General features: G+C 65.6%; 15 protein-coding genes. 14 read left to right on the top strand and 1 reads right to left on the bottom strand.

Annotated features, from left to right (window positions below; all coding sequences use genetic code 11):
- Window positions 1-223: 223 nt before the first annotated feature.
- The 11 genes from ppnN (at window position 224) to E8F20_RS25130 (ending at window position 13,329) form a co-directional block, all read left to right on the top strand.
- Window positions 224-1,606: a nucleotide 5'-monophosphate nucleosidase PpnN gene (gene ppnN, locus E8F20_RS25180; RefSeq protein ID WP_280286176.1), complete on the top strand. Its 1,383-nt coding sequence runs from the start codon at window positions 224-226 to the stop codon at window positions 1,604-1,606.
- A 175-nt stretch (window positions 1,607-1,781) separates the two neighbouring features.
- The gene (locus E8F20_RS25175; RefSeq protein WP_280286175.1) at window positions 1,782-2,996 is read left to right on the top strand and encodes a CmpA/NrtA family ABC transporter substrate-binding protein; all 1,215 of its coding nucleotides are present in this window, start codon (window positions 1,782-1,784) and stop codon (window positions 2,994-2,996) included.
- A 20-nt stretch (window positions 2,997-3,016) separates the two neighbouring features.
- Window positions 3,017-3,595, top strand: coding sequence for an ANTAR domain-containing protein (locus E8F20_RS25170; protein WP_137823001.1), 579 nt, complete (start codon window positions 3,017-3,019; stop codon window positions 3,593-3,595).
- Between the two features lie 442 nt (window positions 3,596-4,037).
- Window positions 4,038-5,321, top strand: coding sequence for a CmpA/NrtA family ABC transporter substrate-binding protein (locus tag E8F20_RS25165; protein WP_280286174.1), 1,284 nt, complete (start codon window positions 4,038-4,040; stop codon window positions 5,319-5,321).
- A 14-nt stretch (window positions 5,322-5,335) separates the two neighbouring features.
- Window positions 5,336-6,193: a nitrate ABC transporter permease gene (ntrB, locus tag E8F20_RS25160; RefSeq protein ID WP_280286173.1), complete on the top strand. Its 858-nt coding sequence runs from the start codon at window positions 5,336-5,338 to the stop codon at window positions 6,191-6,193.
- Between the two features lie 14 nt (window positions 6,194-6,207).
- Window positions 6,208-6,999: an ABC transporter ATP-binding protein gene (locus E8F20_RS25155; RefSeq protein ID WP_280286172.1), complete on the top strand. Its 792-nt coding sequence runs from the start codon at window positions 6,208-6,210 to the stop codon at window positions 6,997-6,999.
- 347 nt (window positions 7,000-7,346) lie between these two features.
- A complete protein-coding gene (locus E8F20_RS25150) occupies window positions 7,347-8,594 on the top strand; it encodes a hypothetical protein (RefSeq protein ID WP_280286171.1) in 1,248 nt (415 codons plus the stop codon).
- A gap of 104 nt (window positions 8,595-8,698) precedes the next feature.
- Window positions 8,699-9,883 carry a methyl-accepting chemotaxis protein gene (locus E8F20_RS25145; RefSeq protein WP_280286170.1) on the top strand — a complete coding sequence of 395 codons (1,185 nt, stop codon included), beginning with the start codon at window positions 8,699-8,701 and terminating at the stop codon, window positions 9,881-9,883.
- Complete coding sequence (locus E8F20_RS25140; RefSeq protein WP_280286169.1) at window positions 9,880-10,551, top strand: hypothetical protein; 672 nt, start codon at window positions 9,880-9,882, stop codon at window positions 10,549-10,551. Before E8F20_RS25145 ends, E8F20_RS25140 begins: the two co-directional genes overlap by 4 nt.
- 131 nt (window positions 10,552-10,682) lie before the next feature.
- The gene (locus E8F20_RS25135; RefSeq protein ID WP_280286168.1) at window positions 10,683-11,954 is read left to right on the top strand and encodes an MFS transporter; all 1,272 of its coding nucleotides are present in this window, start codon (window positions 10,683-10,685) and stop codon (window positions 11,952-11,954) included.
- A 118-nt stretch (window positions 11,955-12,072) separates the two neighbouring features.
- On the top strand, window positions 12,073-13,329 hold the full coding sequence (locus E8F20_RS25130) for an MgtC/SapB family protein (protein ID WP_280286167.1): 1,257 nt from the start codon (window positions 12,073-12,075) through the stop codon (window positions 13,327-13,329).
- Between the two features lie 4 nt (window positions 13,330-13,333).
- Here E8F20_RS25130 and E8F20_RS25125 read toward each other — a convergent pair whose 3' ends face one another.
- A complete protein-coding gene (locus E8F20_RS25125; protein WP_280286166.1) occupies window positions 13,334-14,143 on the bottom strand; it encodes a MerR family transcriptional regulator in 810 nt (269 codons plus the stop codon).
- A 261-nt stretch (window positions 14,144-14,404) separates the two neighbouring features.
- Between E8F20_RS25125 and E8F20_RS25120 the strand changes: the two genes are divergently transcribed.
- From E8F20_RS25120 to E8F20_RS25110, 3 genes are read left to right on the top strand one after another with little or no spacing between them, the layout of a single operon-like run.
- On the top strand, window positions 14,405-15,271 hold the full coding sequence (locus tag E8F20_RS25120) for a M24 family metallopeptidase (protein WP_280286165.1): 867 nt from the start codon (window positions 14,405-14,407) through the stop codon (window positions 15,269-15,271).
- Window positions 15,268-17,031 (top strand): SDR family oxidoreductase, encoded by a 1,764-nt coding sequence (locus tag E8F20_RS25115; RefSeq protein ID WP_280286164.1) that lies wholly within the window; start codon window positions 15,268-15,270, stop codon window positions 17,029-17,031. Before E8F20_RS25120 ends, E8F20_RS25115 begins: the two co-directional genes overlap by 4 nt.
- Before the next feature lie 10 nt (window positions 17,032-17,041).
- Window positions 17,042-17,926: a metal-dependent hydrolase gene (locus E8F20_RS25110; protein WP_280286163.1), complete on the top strand. Its 885-nt coding sequence runs from the start codon at window positions 17,042-17,044 to the stop codon at window positions 17,924-17,926.
- Window positions 17,927-18,026 lie beyond the last annotated feature (100 nt).

Here is an 18,026-nt window from a genome sequence, read left to right as displayed (position 1 = left end):
CACGCCGCGCCACTGAACATCGCCAAGAAACTCCTTGTCAGACAGCCAGTAATCTCGCTATTACCTGACTCCGTGCGCGGGAAGGATCTCTGCGACACAATTGCGTAACCTCGCAATGCACAGATAAGAATCACCGCCTCAGCCCGCGCCATGGAAAACGGCGCCCCGCATTCCGCCGCGTGTGGCCGTCCGGCCCACCGGCATCGCTCCAAGGAAATCTCGAATGGCCAGAAGACACGTCATCAATGCCCAGGTCAGCCCGAAGGGCAGCCTCGAAACCCTCTCCCAACTCGAAGTGCAACAGCTCAGCGAAGCCGGTTCCGGCCGCATGTACCAGCTGTTCCGCCAGTGCGCCCTGGCCATCCTCAATACCGGCGCGCAGATCGACAACGCCAAGACCATCCTCGACGCCTACAAGGATTTCGAAGTCCGCATCCACCAGCAGGACCGTGGCGTGCGCCTGGAGCTGATCAACGCCCCGGCCGACGCCTTCGTCGATGGCGAGATGATTGCCAGCACCCGCGAGATGCTGTTCAGCGCCCTGCGCGACATCGTCTACACCGAGAACGAACTGGACAGCCTGCGCATCGACCTGGAGAGTTCGCAGGGCATCACCGACTACGTCTTCCACCTGCTGCGCAACGCCCGCACCCTGCGCGCGGGCGTGGAGCCAAAAATCGTCGTGTGCTGGGGTGGCCACTCCATCAGCACCGATGAGTACAAGTACACCAAGAAGGTCGGCCACGAACTGGGCCTGCGCAGCCTGGACATCTGCACCGGCTGCGGCCCCGGCGTGATGAAGGGCCCGATGAAGGGCGCCACCATCGGCCATGCCAAGCAACGCACCCACGGTGGCCGCTACCTGGGCCTGACCGAGCCGGGCATCATCGCCGCCGAGGCGCCCAATCCCATCGTCAACGAGCTGGTGATCCTGCCGGACATCGAGAAGCGCCTGGAGGCCTTCGTCCGCGTCGGCCACGGCATCATCATCTTCCCGGGCGGCGTGGGCACGGCGGAGGAGTTCCTCTACCTGCTGGGCATCCTGATGCACCCGGACAACCACGACCTGCCCTTCCCGCTGGTGCTCACCGGGCCGAAGAGCGCCGCCGCCTACCTGGAGCAACTGCACGCCTTCGTCGGCGCCACACTCGGTGAAGACGCGCAGCGCCGCTACAAGATCATCATCGACAACCCGGCGGAAGTGGCCGTCGAAATGGCCCAGGGCCTGAAGGCGGTGAAGCAGTTCCGCCGCGAGCGCGCGGATGCCTTCCACTTCAACTGGTTGCTGAAGATCGACGAAAGCTTCCAGCGCCCCTTCGAACCCACCCACGAGAACATGGCCAGCCTCAACCTGAGCCGTAGCCTGCCGCCCCACGAACTCGCCGCGAACCTGCGCCGAGCGTTTTCCGGCATCGTTGCCGGCAACGTCAAAGACAAGGGCATCCGCCTGATCGAGCAACACGGTCCTTACGAGATCCACGGCGACGCCGTGGTCATGCAGCCGCTGGACGAGCTGCTCCAGGCCTTCGTCCGCCAGCACCGGATGAAGTTGCCGGGCGGCGCGGCCTACGTGCCGTGCTATCGAGTCGTACAGAGCGGGGCGTAGTACCAGGGCACGTTCGCCAATCGATCAGGCACCCTGGCACATCGCTTGCTAACACTCCTGCCACAGAACCCGCTCCAACGGCGGAGTCGGTTCAAAGACGATGGCGTCGTTTCCCGTCACCACCCCCGTGGTGGCGGGAGCGGCGCCTTTTTCGTTCAGTGGCGGGACAAACGACATGACCGACAAGAGTTGCACTCGTAACGACAACCTCGCCTGGGTCGCGGGCAGCGATGCCCCGGAAAAGCGCACAGTCAACCTGGGGTTCATGGCCCTTTCCGACGCGGCCTCGCTGATCGTCGCGGCCACCCAGGGCTTCGCCCAGCCCTACGGCCTGACGCTGGAGCTGAAGCGGCAAACGTCCTGGGCCGGCCTGCGCGACCGGCTGCTGTGCGGTGAACTGGATGCCGCCCATTCGCTCTATGGCCAGATCTATGGCATCCACCTCGGCCTGGCGGGCGTTCCCACCGAGATGGCAATCCTCATGGGGCTGTGCCAGAACGGCCAGGCGATCAATCTCTCCGAGCCACTGCGCCAGGCTGGCGTGACACGCGCCGAGGCCCTCGTCGCCCATATGCACCAGCACGGCGGGAAACTGACCTTCGCCCAGACCTTCCCCACCGGCACCCATGCCATGTGGCTCAACTACTGGCTGGCGGCCCACGGCATCCACCCCCTGGAGGATGTGAATACCGTAGTAGTGCCGCCCGCGCAGATGGTCCAGCACCTGCGCGCCGGTCGCATCGACGGTTTCTGTGCCGGCGGCCCCTGGGGTGCGCTGGCCGTGGACGAAAAGCAGGGCTTCACCCTAGCCACCAGCCAGATGATCTGGCCCGACCATCCGGAGAAGGTACTTGGCTGCACCCGCGCGTTCGTGGAGCAGTACCCCAATACCGCCCGCGCGCTGACCATGGCCGTACTGGAAGCCAGCCGCTTCATCGATGCGAACGAAGAAAACAAGCGCAGCACTGCCCGCCTGATCAGCGGCAGCGAGTACCTCGATACACCGCTTTCAGCGATCGAGCCGCGTTTCCTCGGACACTATGAAGACGGCCTCGGCTACGCCTGGCGCGATGCCCACCCGCTGCGCTTCTTCGCCGGCGGCGAGGCGACCATGCCCTGGTTGTCCGACGGCATCTGGTTCATGACCCAGTTCCGCCGCTGGGGGCTGCTCAGGGAAGACCCGGACTATCTCGGTGTGGCCGGTCGACTCCACCAGCTCGCGCTCTACCGGGAAGCCGCCGACGCGCTGGGCATCGACGTACCGGAGCAGCCCATGCGCAGCGCCAGACTGTTCGACGGCCAAATCTGGGATGGCAGCGATCCAGCCGGCTATGCCCGCAGCTTTGCCATCCACGCCCGCAGCTCCAGGGCTGCCGTCCCTTCCCCATGACGCTTGGAGATGACCGCAGCATGCTTCGCATCCTCCTGATCAATGACACGCCGAAAAAGGTCGGCCGCCTGCGCCAGGCCCTGGTCGAGTCAGGCTTCGACGTCATCGACGAGACCGGACTGACCATCGATCTGCCCGAGCGCATCGAGGCGACGCGCCCCGATGTCGTGCTGATCGACACCGAATCCGCCGGCCGCGACATGATGGAACAGGTGGTGATGGTCAGCCGCGACCGGCCCCGCCCCATCGTCATGTTCACCGACGATCACGACCCCGGCCTGATGCGCCAGGCGATCCAGGCCGGGGTCAGTGCTTACGTGGTCGAAGGCATCCTCGCCGAGCGCCTGCGACCGATCGTGGACGTGGCGATGGCCCGATTCGAGGCCGACCAGGCCCTGCGTGCCCAGCTGCTCGAGCGGGATAGCCAGCTGGCCGAACGCAAGCGGGTTGAGCTCGCCAAGGGACTGTTGATGAAGATGAAGGCCTGCAGCGAGGACGACGCGTACACCCTGATGCGGCGCCAGGCCATGAGCCGGCAGCAGAAGCTGATCCAGGTCGCCGAGCAGATCATCGCCACTCATGAAATGCTGGGGGTCTGACGGCACAACGCCGATTGCCCCTGCGTCGAGCCAGCGACCTGCCATGGGGACGCTGGCTTGCCCCCTCCGCATTACCCATCAGTCCCTGCCGAGCCATTGCAGCAACCCACCCCGGCGACCCGATACCGTTCAGTGCCCCATCGCCGCGCACCCATATGGCCCACGGGCTCAATCCTGGCGGCCGCTCACCCCGTCTGCTTGATGCTCAGCAAACCACTGATTCAGCTAGCTTTTCGCCGCTTCCTGCAGCGTTGAGCAGCCCTCTGGCGCGGCACGGAAAAATACTGGCAAGGCCTTTGCAAATCCTTCAACAGATTCCTGCGTAGCGCGCCAACGGCGGTGGGCCGCGGATCACGGACAACGGCGTCCGTCAGAGCTCCTTCCCCTATCGGGAGCTCTGGCGTACGCCGTTTTTGTTTTGCCCTCCAATCAGGACAACACCATGAGCGAACGTGATTCCAAAGAGCCGGTGAACAACAGTCGTCGCAACTTCCTCAAGCAGTCCATCGCCATCGCCAGCACCGTCGGAGGTGTGGCCGCCCTCGGGCTTTCCGCGCCCGACCTCCTGCGCAGCGCCGCCTGGGCTGCCGGCTCGGATGCCCCTGAGAAGGCCGCACTGAAGGTCGGCTTCATTCCGCTGACCGACTGCGCCTCGGTGGTCGTAGCCGCCACCCAGGGGTTCGCCGCCAAGTACGGCCTGTCCATCACCCCCAGCAAGGAAGCCTCCTGGGCCGGTGTGCGCGACAAGCTGAACACGGGTGAGCTGGATGCGTCCCACGTGCTCTACGGCATGATGTACGGCTCCCAGCTCGGCGTCGCCGGACCGCAGAAGAACATGGCGGTGCTCATGGGCCTCAACCAGAACGGCCAGGCCATCACCCTTTCCCGCCAACTCAAGGAGGCAGGTGTGACCAACGGCGAACAGCTCGCCGCGCATATCCGCAAAGGCGGTAACCCGCTGACCTTCGCCCAGACCTTCCCCACCGGCACCCACGCCATGTGGCTCTATTACTGGCTGGCGAGCTACGGCATCAACCCCATGACCGACGTCAAGACCATCACCGTGCCGCCGCCGCAGATGGTCGCCAACATGCGTGTCGGCAACATGGACGGCTTCTGCGTCGGCGAGCCCTGGGGCGCGCGGGCCATCTTCGACAAGATCGGTTTCACCGCCGCCACCACCCAGCAGATCTGGGCGGACCACCCGGAGAAAGTCCTGGGATGCTCGCGCGAGTTTGTCGAACAGAACCCCAACACCGCACGGGCGCTGGTGATGGCCCTGCTCGATGCCAGCCGCTTCATCGAAGCCAGCACGGAAAACAAGAAAGCCACTGCCAAGCTGATCGCCGGCAAGGCCTACGTTAACGCCCCGGTGGACGTGATCGAACAACGCTTCCTCGGCCATTACGAAGACGGCCTGGGCAACCAATGGGACGACCCGCACGCCATGGCCTTCTGCAAGGAGTGCCAGGTGAACTTCCCGTACCTCTCCGACGGCATGTGGTTCATGACCCAATTCCGCCGCTGGGGCCTGATCAAGGAGGACCCCGACTACGCCGCCGTCGCTGCCCAGGTCAACCAGACCCGGCTGTTCAGCGAAGCGGCTGGCGCCCTCGGCCTGCCGGTGCCGGCCACCCAGATGCGCAGCAACACGCTGATTGACGGCAAGGTGTGGGATGGCTCGAACCCGGCCGCCTACGCCCAGTCCTTTGCCATCAAAGTCTGACTTGGGAGGCCACCATGAATGCACCCCTGAACACCCCGTTGCCAACGGCCAGCAGGGCCGCTCCCAATGACGCCGCGCGCCCGGCCCGGCCCGGCGCGGAGGTCTTGCGCAACCTCGCACTCACGCTGGTCCCACCACTGCTTGGCCTGCTGTTGTTCATCGGCCTCTGGGCTCTGGTCGCCGCCCGCAGCGAAGGGCTGCCGGGGCCGCTGTCGACCTGGCATTCGGCGCTGGAACTGTTCGCCGATCCCTTCTACGACAACGGCCCCAACGACATGGGCATCGGCTGGAACATCCTGCACTCGCTGGGCCGGGTCGGCCTGGGCTTTGGCATGGCCGCGCTGGTGGGGATTCCACTGGGCTTCGCCATCGGCCGCTTTGCCTTCCTGGCCGGCATGCTCTCGCCCATCATCAGCTTGCTGCGACCGGTTTCCCCGCTGGCCTGGCTGCCCATTGGCCTGCTGGTATTCGAAGCCGCCGGTCCGGCATCGATCTGGGTGATCTTCATCAGCTCCATCTGGCCGATCATCCTCAACACCGCCGCGGGGGTGGCCAGCGTGCCGCAGGACTACCTCAACGTGGCGAGAGTCCTGAAACTCTCCGAGTTCAAGGTGCTCACCCGCATCCTCTTCCCCGCCGTACTGCCACACCTGATGACCGGCATCCGCCTGGCCATCGGCGTCGCCTGGCTGGTGATCGTGGCGGCGGAAATGCTCACCGGTGGTACCGGTCTGGGCTTCTGGGTGTGGGACGAATGGAACAACCTCAACGTCGAGCACATCCTCATCGCCATCATCATCGTTGGTCTGGTGGGCCTGGCCCTGGAACAGAGCCTGCTATGGCTGGCCAAGCGCTTCGACTACAGCAACTGACCCGGAGAGAGACCATGGACAAGTTCGTCGAGCTGACCGGTGTCAGCAAACACTTCGATACGCGCAAGGGACGCTTCCAAGCCCTCAGCGACGTCAACCTCTGCATCGCCCGTGGCGAGTTCGTCTCGCTGATTGGTCACTCCGGCTGCGGTAAGTCCACCGTGCTCAACCTGATCGCCGGCCTGCTGGACGCCAGCGAAGGCGGGCTGATCTGCAATGGCCGGGAAATCGACGGCCCTGGCCCGGAGCGTGCCGTGGTGTTTCAGAACCACAGCCTGCTGCCCTGGATGACCTGCTTCGGCAACGTCCACCTCGCCGTGGAGCGGGTCTTCGGCGCCCGCGAAAGCAAGGCCCGGCTCAAGGAACGCACCGCCGCGGCGTTGCAGATGGTCGGCCTGGACCATGCGGCGCACAAACACCCCAACGAAATCTCCGGCGGCATGAAACAGCGTGTAGGCATCGCCCGCGCGCTGGCGATGGAGCCCAAGGTGCTGCTGATGGACGAGCCCTTTGGCGCCCTGGATGCGCTTACCCGCGCGCACCTGCAGGACGAGTTGCTGCGCATCGTCGGCGAGACCCACAGCACCGTGGTGATGGTCACCCATGACGTGGACGAGGCCGTGCTGCTCTCCGACCGCATCGTGATGATGACCAACGGCCCGGCGGCCACCGTCGGCGATATCGTCCGAGTCGAGCTGGCGCGCCCACGCGACCGCCTGGCTCTGGCCAACGACGCCCGCTACCACGAATACCGCACCGCGGTGCTGGAGTTCCTCTACCAACGCCAGCAGCGCCCCGCCGCCTAGGTATCCGCCCTGCCCTTCGCGAAAGCCCGGCCCCGTGCCGGGCTTTCGTGTTTTCACTGGCCCGCCTGCCCCATGCAAGGGCCCCCGTACCTGGCTTCGCACCCCACCAATGCAACCTTGCTCGCGAATGTGCAGGGCCTTATGGCCAAATGGTCTTCTCCTGACATAAAAACATTTTAAATCAATGCATTGAACAAACTGGCACAGTGCCTGCTAAGACCTTCCCCGGTCAGCACAACGGCGTGTCTGCCACTCAACCGACAACGACGTCGCGGAACCCCCTCTCCATCCGGAGCGCGGGCACCGTGACGTTTTTTTTTGCGCTTTCCAGACCTAGGAAGACCGCTATGCACATGCTGAAACCCGCTCTGCTGTCGCTGGCCGTTGCCGGCACCAGTCACGCCGCCCTGGCCGCAGAGGACGTTAGCAACCTGTTCACTGGGGGCAAGGCCATCCTCGATGCCCGCTACCGCTTTGAGAACGTCGACCAGAACAACAACCTGCGCGACGCCAATGCCCAGACCCTGCGCACTCGCGTCGGCTTCCAGACCGGCAAGTGGTACGGCCTCTCGGGCCTGGTGGAAGTGGACAACGTCAGCCGCCTGGGCGATGCCGCCTACAACAGTAGTCGCAACGGCCAGACCGACTACGCCATGGTGGTCGACCCGGACGGCAGTGAAGTCAACCAGGCCCTGCTGCGCTACGACCAGGCTTTCGGCAGCGCCGTACTGGGCCGTCAGCGCATCAACCTGGACAACCAACGCTTTGTCGGTGGCTCGGCCTGGCGGCAGAACGAGCAGACCTACGACGCGGCCCTCGGCCAACTCAAGCCTCTCGAAGGCCTGACCCTGACCTATGCCTATCTCGACAACATCAACAGCATTTTCGGCCCGGACAACGGCCGCTTCGACAACCGCACCAACCCGGCCAATATCGAAGGCCACAGCCACCTGCTCAATGCCCAGTACCTGGTCATGCCCGAACTCACGGTGACCGCCTACAGCTACCTGCTCGGCCTGGACAACATCGCCGTCACCGCCAGCGCTCCCTTGGGCAGTCTGTCCAGCGCAACCCGAGGCCTGCGTTTGAACGGCGCCCTGGCCGGTTTCAGTTATGTCCTTGAGTACGCGCGCCAGCAGGACTACGCCGACAACCCGCAGGACCTGGACAGCGAGTACTACCTCGCCGAGCTGGGCTACACCCTCAATGGGCTGCAGTTGAAAGCCGGCTACGAGGTGCTGGGCGGAGACAGCGGACCGGGCAACCGCGCCTTCCAGACGCCGCTGGCGACCAAACACCTGTTCCAGGGCTGGGCCGACCAGTTCCTCACCACCCCGACCGACGGCATCGAGGACGCCTACTTCGGCGTCACCGCGCCACTGGCCGGCGGCAGCCTGCACGCCTGGTACCACGACTTCGAGACCGAGCGGAACGGCGACAGCTACGGCAGCGAAATCGACCTGTCCTATGCCCATCCGATTCCCGGGGTGAAGGGCCTGGTCGGGCTGATCAAGTACGCCGCCTACGACTCGGATGATCGAAGCCGTACGGTGGATACCGACAAGTTCTGGCTGCAGGCGCAGTACAGCTACTGAGTGAATCCGGCCCATAGCGGGCCGGCCTTCGGTGCGCCGCCGCCATGCGGCGCACCGTATCGTCCCGGTCCGCGGGAAAAGCAGGCGCGATACAGGAGCCGACCATGAAAGACATTCCGCTTCCGGCAGGGCAACGCACCGGCCAGGTGCCCGATGCACCCAGCGCGCCCCTGCCGCCTTCGCGCATCTGGCAGGGATTCGAACCGGGCAGCGCCTTGCTGGCGGCCACCGGTGCGGGCCTATGGCTGCCCCTGGGCCTGGCTCTCTGCGCAACCACCAGCGCACTCGCTGGACTGGCGCCGGTTACCCTCGGGCTGCTGATCTGCACCCTCTACTTCGCCTTCGCCCTGCGGTTGCTGGAGCGTCACCAGCGACGCCGCGATGCGTTCTGGCTCGACGAATTGGCCCGCCTCCTGGATGCCCCGCCGGGCTGCGATCCGGCCACCCTGCTGGTGAGCTGCGACCAGCAGTTGCGCGGTGCCGAGCGGCTGCAGAGTGAGGTCCGCTTCGCCAGCCAGGCCCTTGAACAGTTGGCACAGACGGCCCATGTCCAGGGCAGCGAGCAGAGTCAGCGGGTGACCATGATCGCCGCCGCCAGCGAACAGATCGAACGCAGCCTGGCCAGCGTCGACGAACTGGCCAGCGACGCTCGCACCGCGTTCTCCGCCGCGCTGGGCCAGGGCGAAGACGGCTGTCGCGCGGCCGAAGCGCTTGGCGAAGGCATGGGCGACATTCGCGACAGCCTGGGCGATACGGCCAATGCCGTGAAAAACCTGCTGCACAGCACGGCACTGGTCGAGCAGTCGGTGCAAAGCATCCAGGACCTGGCCAAGCAGACCCAGCTGCTGGCCCTGAACGCTTCCATAGAAGCGGCCCGCGCCGGCGAACATGGGCGCGGCTTCGCCGTAGTCGCCGAAGAGGTACGGCGAATGGCCACCGCCACCGATGCAACCACACGCGGCATCACCGCGGCGGCCACGGCCATCGCTGCAGCGGTCGGCCAGGTCGACCGGGAAGTCGCCCATCACCGCGAACTGCTGGAACAGGGCAGCGGGCAAAGCGGCCAACTGGCGGAGAGCCTGGACCGGCTGGCGGGGAAGAGCCGGGAGAACCTGCAACGCTTCGGCAGCATGCAGCAAGCCCTTGGTGAGCATCATCAGGCGAACCAGGCGCTTTGCGAGCAACTGCAGCAGATCAGCGACAGCCTCGAAACCCAGAGCGGCCAGACGCGCAGCCTCCACGGTCTGACCCGTTACCTGTCGCGACTGAGCGGGGAGGTAGCGCGATGATCCTGCACGCCTTGCTGATAGTCGCCTGCCTGCTGGCCGCCTGCGCACTCCCTTGGAACCTCAGCCAGCGCCGGCAGCGCCGTGTCGTCCAGGCGCTGAACCGTGACCTGCTACTGGGCCTTGAGTTGATGCAGGGCGTGCAGCGCCATCGTGCACTGGGCGGCCAGACGGGCCAGGACGCCGAGCGGGACCGCCAGTGCCTGGAACTGCAACTTGAACGCAGCTGGCAGGCCTGGCCAGATGCCGACCACCAGCGAGCCTGGCGGTCACTGCTCCAGGCTCCGGCGGACTTCGAAGGCCACTGCCGACTCCTGGAGTCCCTGCTCGCCCGAATCCGGTTCCTGGAACTGCACATGTGCCGTTTGCTCCAGCGCACGCCAGGCATCGCCGATCGCTGTTGGCAGGTGGAGGACCTGGGCCGTCTGCGCGGCCTGTCGATTCGGGCCGCCGCCCTGCCGGAGTGTCCGCTGGAACTGCGCATCCAGCTGCAGTACCTGCACGATCGCCTGCTCGGCAGCGCCGATACCGAGCTGCGCGAAGCGTTGGCACAACTGGCCCGCAACCTGTTCAGCACGCGCAGCCTGGCACTCCAGCCCGCTCAACTCTATGCCCTGTTCACGCCGCTGATCGACAAACGCATCGAGGCCCTGCGAAGCAGCCTGGACTGAGCCGGGGGCCAAGTCCCGCGCCGCGCCGCGTCATTCCGTCCAACGCAGACACAGCCCGCAAAAGCGCCACGGTCGCGTGATGGCGCGGGTGGGACTAGGCTCTCCGGGACGCTCGACAGGGGAAAAGTGCCATGCGATCCAGCCTTGCCACCGGCGTGACGCGTCGGGAAATCTGGGCCTGGGCGATGTTCGACTTCGCCAACTCCGGCTACACCACGGTCATCATCACCGCTGTCTTCAACGCCTATTTCGTTGCCGTGGTCGCCGAGGGGAAACCCTGGGGCACCCTGGCCTGGACCAGCACCCTCGCCATCTCCTACGCCCTGGTGATCCTCACCGCGCCATTGATCGGGGCCTATGCCGACGCTGCCGCCTGCAAGAAACGCCTCCTGTTGTTCAGCGCTCTGGGCTGTGTGGTCTTCACCGCCGCGCTGGCCCTGGCCGGCCCTGGCGCCCTGGCACTGGCGGTGCTGTTCGTGGTGCTGTCGAACTTTTTCTTCGGCACCGGGGAGAACCTGATTGCCGCCTTCCTGCCCGAGCTTGCCCGCGACGATGCGCTGGGGCGGGTATCCGGCTGGGGTTGGGGGCTGGGCTATATCGGCGGGCTGGTCAGCCTGGGCGCCTGCCTGGGCTATGTCAGCTGGGCGCAGGGCCAGGGGCAAACCGCCGCGCAGTTCGTGCCGGTGTGCGTGCTCATCACCGCCCTGCTCTTCGCCCTGGCCAGCACCCCGACCTTTCTCTACCTGAAGGAGCGCAGCCAGCCGCAACCGGCAGCGGAAGGTGGGCCCTGGACACGTTTTGCCCAGACAATGCGCGACGCCGGGCGCTACCGCGACCTGATGCGTTTTCTTGCCTGTACCGTCTGCTACCAGGCCGGAATCGCCGCGGTGATCAGCCTGGCGGCCATCTACGCCAATCAGGTGATGGGGTTCACCACCCAGGACACTCTGCTGCTGATTTTCATCGTCAACATCACCGCCTCCGTCGGCGCCGTGCTGTTCGGCTGGCTGCAAGACCGCATCGGCCACCGCCCCACCCTGGCACTGACCCTGCTGGGCTGGCTGGCCATGGTGGGGATGGTCTGGCTGGCCAGCGGCCCGGCGCTGTTCTGGGCCGCCGCCAATATTGCCGGCCTGTGCATGGGCGCCAGCCAGTCGGCAGGGCGCGCCATAGTCGGCCTGCTCGCCCCACCCACGCGGCTGGCAGAGTTCTTCGGACTCTGGGGCCAGGCGGTGAAGCTCTCCGCAATCCTCGGCCCCATGACTTACGGCCTGGCCAGTTGGTTGTCTGGTGGCGACCACCGCCTGGCCATGCTCATCACCGGCAGCTACTTCGTGGCCGGCCTGCTGCTGCTGGCTACCGTGCGACTGGATCGAGGACGGCGGGCGGCATTGATGGGGTGACGCCGACAACGGAAGCGTCCTGAACGGTCAGCTCGCGCTTTTCTCGGCGCCGACCCAAATCAAGGTTTCGCCCCCACCCCGGTCTAGACTGCTTCCTATCCCGATGAAAGGAAGCGCCATGCCCGAAGCTACGGATGTCCTGCTCGATTTCGCCAGCGCCCTTGCCGTCGGCCTGCTGATTGGCGCCGAGCGCGGTTGGCGCGAGCGCAACAAGGAGGCCCTGCGGCTGGTGGCGGGCATCCGATCCTTCGGCCTCACCGGGCTGCTCGGCGGGTTCGCCGCCTTTCTTGGCGAGCAGTTCGGCACCGCGGTCTGGGTAGCGATCTTCGCCTGCTTCGCCGTGCTGGTTATTGCGTCGTACTTCGGCGAACTCGTCTATGTGGGCGACCTGGGACTCTCCAGCGAGTTGACCCTGCTCATCACCTTTCTTCTCGGCAGCCTGGCGGTGTCTGGCTATCACACGTTGTCCGCGTCTGGAGCGGTGGTCGTTGCGCTGCTGTTGAGCCTCAAGGATGAACTGCACAAGGCGCTGTTCCGTCTGCAGGAGACGGAACTTTCAGCGGCCCTGAAGCTGCTGTTCATCTCTGTGGTGATGCTCCCGGTGTTGCCCAATAAAGGCTACGGACCGTGGGAAGTCTTCAACCCCTACGCGACCTGGTGGATGGTGGTGCTGATCGCCGCGCTGGGATTCGCCGCGTACTTTGCCATCCGCCTGGTGGGCACCCAGCGCGGCCTGCTGCTGACAGCATTGCTGGGCGGCACAGTGTCCTCCACAGCGATGACCATCACGCTGTCCCACCTCACCGGGCACAAGTCCCTGCGCCCGCTGCTGGCCGCCGGCCTGCTGGCCACGTCGGCGCTGATGTTTCCCCGGGTGCTGCTGGAGGTCGGTCTGGTGAACCCCACGCTGCTGTCCAGGCTGGGCTGGCCCTTGGGTATTGCGGCGCTGGTCTACGCCGCCGGTGCGTTCTTCTACTGGAGAATGGCCGCCGAGGATGAATCGCCCAATGCCGAGCCGCCCCTGAAGAACCCCTTCGAGCTGGGCCCGGCCCTGCGCTTCGCCGCGCTGCTGGCGCTGATCCTGTTCCTGGTGGAGGCAGCGCGCCGCTACTTGGGGGATATGGGCGTCTACCTGGTCTCGCTGCTCTCGGGGCTCACGGATGTGGACGCCATCACCCTGTCGCTGGCCGGCGGCGCCAACCGCGAGCTGGGGGCGGAAGTGGCCGTGCGCGGCATCTTCCTGGCGGTGCTGAGCAATAGCTTGGTGAAAGCGGGCCTGATTGCGGTGATCGGCGGCAAAGGACTGGCGCTGCGCACCTTCCCCTTTATCGGTGGAGGGTTGCTGGCAGGTACCGTTGTCCTGTTGATGGTCTGAAGGTTCAGCGCTTCAGGAACCCCTTGAGCAACTCCCCTACGCGCTCTCCCAACTCCTGATTGGCCGAGAGTTGCAGGCCACGCGCCAATTCGCTGTCCACCACCTGTTCCACCAGCGGGCGCAGGGCCAGCAACTGGCGATTGAGGTCATCCAGCTCGCTGACGTGGGGCAGGCTGCTGGAGAGCAGCGGGTTAACCAGGTGCTCGACGATCATCCGGACGATGCCGGCCGACACTGGCTCCACCTGGCGCCGAATGGCCGAGAACTGCTCCAGCAGCGCATCCAGTGGAATCCCCGAGCGGTAAAGCTGCACCCCGGCACTGAACACGCGCGGGTTGAGCACCCGCAGATGGTCGCCAGCGAACTCGATCAGGCCCAGTTCGCGAGCGCGGTCCATGTTGTCATCGGTGAGGTCGGCGCCGAACAGCGCCTGCACTTCGTCGAAGCCCAACCGCGTCGGCTCCACCAGGTTCCAGGCGCCGACTATGGCCTGTTCCAGCCCCAGCACATGGGCGAGGTCCTGCCCTTGCTCCCAGGCCTCCAGCAACTCGCGGATGCTGGCGATGCTGTAGCCGCGTTCCAACAACTGGCCGATCAGCCGCAACCGCGCCAAGTGCTCGCCGTTGTAGATCCCCACGCGCCCACGCCGCTCCGGCGGCGGCAACAGGCCGCGATCCTGATAGGCGCGCAGGTTGCGCACTGTGGTACCGGCCTCGACAGCCAGTTCATCCACCGTGTATTCGACATCCGGCGGCACCGGAGACTCGGCGGCCTGGTTGAGCAACTTAGTGAGAAAGGAGGGGATACTTTTCATGGCCCGGATCATATCGCCGCCTCTCTTCCCCCAACAACAGCGCCTGGGTTGGCCCAACCATTGGCTGGACTTGCCGCAGGGCGCGATCCAGCACAACGCAAAAACCTCATCGCAACCGCTCTATACCGGGCCTTGTCGCCCGGCGGTAACGCGGTAACAGCACGTACACCAAGCAGGGCGCGGCTATGGTCAGGGTCGGATTTCTTGTTCAAGAATGACCGTGACATTGACTGATGTAACAGTCACGACACGGAGATCACCATGCCTTCCCCTGCCCTCAGCGCCCAAGACCTGTCCGAGTTCCGCAACGTGCAGCAACTGGCCTATCGCTGCGCGGAAACCATCGCCGGCGAACTCAAACCTGGCATCAGCGAGAAAGAAGCCGCTGCGCTGATGAAAACCTGGCTGCTGGATCATGGTGTGAAGGACTGGTTCCACCAGCCCTTCGCCTGGTTCGGCCCGCGCACCGCGTTCAAGGGCTTCGACGGGCTGCGCCACCTGGGCGGCTTCAATCTGGCTTTCTATCCGGGCAAGCAGCGGCTGGAGGAAGGTATGCCCTTCATCCTCGACTGCGCGCCAACCCTGGGTGCCTATACGGCGGATATCGGCTACTCCGGTGCCCTGGGCAGCAACCTGCTGGCAGAGCGCCTGATGGATGACCTGATGGACCATCGCCAACTGATCCTCGAGCTGGTGCGTCAACGCCTGCCGCTGGCCAGGGTCAGCCAGGCGGTGGACGACCTCTGCGCACGCCAGGGCACCCTGCCCCGGCACAAGGCCTATCCGTTCGAGGTGCTGGCCCACCGGGTAGAGAAGCTGGGGGAACGCCCGCAAGGCCTGTCCATCGCCCGCTTCGGTGTGCGCAACATCTACACCCTGACCCGCAATGCGCTGGTGACCGGTCGCCGCGAAGGCTGGTCGCCACTGTGGTCGAGCAACAGCCGCTCGGAGCACCCACCGACACCCGGCCTCTGGGCGGTGGAGCCGCACCTGGGTTTGCGCGGTGTCGGCGCCAAGTTCGAAGAACTGCTGGTGGTGACCGGGGACGGCGCCTTCTGGCTGGACGATGACTTGCCCCATGTCCGCCGCTGGCAGGCCCGCCAACAGGCCAGGCAGGTGGCCGCATGAATGCGCCACTGATGCTCGAACCCCAGCGCTTGGCCGTGAAAGGCGATGGCGTGGAACTGGCCGCCTACCGCTGGGGCAATGCCGCCGGGCCAACCCTGCTGCTGGTACACGGCTACCCCGATAACCACGAAATCTGGCTGCCGCTGATCCGCGAACTGGCCGCCGACTACCAGATCATCGCCTACGACGTGCGCGGCGCCGGTGCCTCGGATATCCCACGCAAGACCCGCGACTACCGCCTGGAGAAGCTGGCCAACGACGTGGAGGCCGTGATCAAGGCCGTCAGCCCGGATCGCCCGGTGCACCTCGTGGCCCATGACTGGGGTTCGATCCAGTCCTGGGAAGCGGTGACCGAGTCACGTATCCAGCCGTTGCTGGCCTCCTACACCACGGTGTCCGGCCCCTGCCTCGACCACGTGGGCCACTGGATGCGCGCGCGCCTGAAGGAAAAGCGCCCACGCGCGCTCGGCCAAGTGATCGGTCAGCTGGCCAGCTCCTGGTATATCGCGCTCTTCCACACCCCGCTGCTGCCGGAGTTGCTCTGGCGTGTCGGGCTCGCCCGCGCCTGGCCGACCTTGCTGCGGCGCCTGGAGGGCGTGCGCGAATCACGCCCCAACCCCACCCAGGCATCCGATGGCCAACACGGCGTAAAGCTCTATCGCGCCAACTTCATCACCAGCCTGTTCCGCCCGCGCCAGCGCCCGACCGAGGTGCCGGTGCAACTGATCGTCCCCACCCGCGACCGCTTTGTGCGCCCACAGCTGTTCCAGGACCTGGACCGATGGGTTCCACGCCTGTGGCGTCGTGAGGTGGCCGCCGGGCACTGGCAACTGATGGCCGACCCGAGCCGTCTGGCCGGGTGGATTCGGGAGTTCGTCGATCACCTCGAAGGCGGCAGCACCAGCCGTGCCCTGGATCTGGCGAAGATACGGCCCGGCAGTGGCCGCTTCGCCGGCAAGCTGGTGCTGGTAACTGGCGCCGGTGGCGGCATTGGCCGCGCCACCCTGCTGGAGTTCGCCGAACGCGGCGCCAGCGTTCTGGCTGCGGATATCGACCTGGCCGCAGCCGAACGCAGTGCCGAACTGGCCCGCGCCCTAGGCGCCGAGGCCTGGGCGTGGCAACTGGATGTCAGCGACAGCGCGCAGATGGAGGCCTTCGCCCATTCGCTACAGGCAGAGTTCGGCTGCCCCGACCTGGTGATCAACAACGCCGGCATCGGCATGGCCGGCGCCATGCTCGACACCCGAGCCGAGGACTGGGAGCGCCTGCTGCGGGTCAACCTGTGGAGCGTGATCGACGGTTGCCGCCTGTTCGCCCAACAGATGGTCGATGCCGGTAAGGGCGGGCACATCGTCAACGTCGCCTCGGCAGCGGCCTTCGTGCCATCACGCAACTACGCGGCTTACGCCACCAGCAAGGCCGCGGTACTGATGCTCAGCGAGTGCCTGCGTGCGGAACTCGCCGGCAAGGGCATAGGCGTCACCGCCATCTGCCCCGGCCTGGTCAACACCGGAATCATCCAGGCTACCCGCTTCAACGGCCTGGACAGCGACGCCGAAGCCAAGCGCAAGGCCAAGGTGCAGCGGCTCTACCGGCGCCGCAACCTTAGCGCCGAAACCGTGGCGGCGCGCATTGCCGATGCAGTGGAGCGCAACAAGGCCGTGCAGGCAGTGGGTAGCGAAGCCCATCTCAGCGTCGCCCAATGGCGCTTCGCTCCCTGGTTGTCGCGCCTGCTGGCGCGCATGAACCTTTCTGCCTGAGGACCTCTCCATGAGCCATGAGCATCACCGCCTGGAACAACGCAAGGTGCGTTTCGACTTCGCCGACACCCCGCTGCACTGGGTGCCCGGCGAGCCAGAGGCCTCGCACATCATGAACACCCTGCACCTGATCCTGCCGGCTGGAGAATTCTGGTTCTGCCGGGTCTACAACAAGGCCCTGTCGCTGATTACCGATGAGCGCCTGCACGATGACGTGCGTGGTTTCGTGCGCCAGGAAGCGCAGCACGCCCGCGCGCACGACAGCGCCCTCACGCCCTACCTGGAGCGCCACGGCATCGACCCGACGCCGTTCACCAAGGGCATCTACTGGCTGTTCGAGAAGGTGCTGTGCGACTACCCGCTCGGCGAAAACGCCGTCACCCGTTGGCTGCAGCCCTGGTGGCTACGACAGCGCGTTGGGCTGATTGCCGCGGTGGAACATTTCACCTGCGTGCTGGGCAACTGGATCATCACCACCCGCAGCCTGGACAACGCCGACCCGGTGATGCTCGACCTGCTGCGCTGGCACGGTGCCGAGGAAGTAGAACACCGCTGCGTGGCCCACGACCTGCACGTGCACCTGAAAGGCAGCCTGCTGATGCGCTGGTTCTACATGCTCGTGGCCAGCGGCGCGCTGATCTTCCTGTTCAGCCGCTCCATGCACACCCTGATGCGCCAGGACCCGGCCACCCGCTACCACTGGGGCTTCCTGCGGCTCTGGCACGCCCTGGGCAAGCGCGACCTGCTGCCTGCCATGGGCAGCATCGGCGTAGCGGTGCTGCGGTATTTCAAACCGGATTTTCACCCGCGCAGCGAAGGCGATCTGCAGGTGGCGCTGGATTACCTGGCCAGCTCACCGGCCGCACAAAGGGCAGCGGCGGAAGCGACGAGTTAACCATGTGGGCGTGAATTCAGACGCTATGTCTGCGTTAGCTGTTGCGAGAGATTGACCATCGGGCCAAGAGCCTTGTAGGAGCTGGCTTGCCGGCGAAACG

The organism is Pseudomonas sp. BN415 (genome assembly GCF_029871195.1).
GTDB classification, from domain to species: domain Bacteria; phylum Pseudomonadota; class Gammaproteobacteria; order Pseudomonadales; family Pseudomonadaceae; genus Metapseudomonas; species Metapseudomonas resinovorans.
This window is presented reverse-complemented; position numbering and strand designations above follow the sequence as displayed.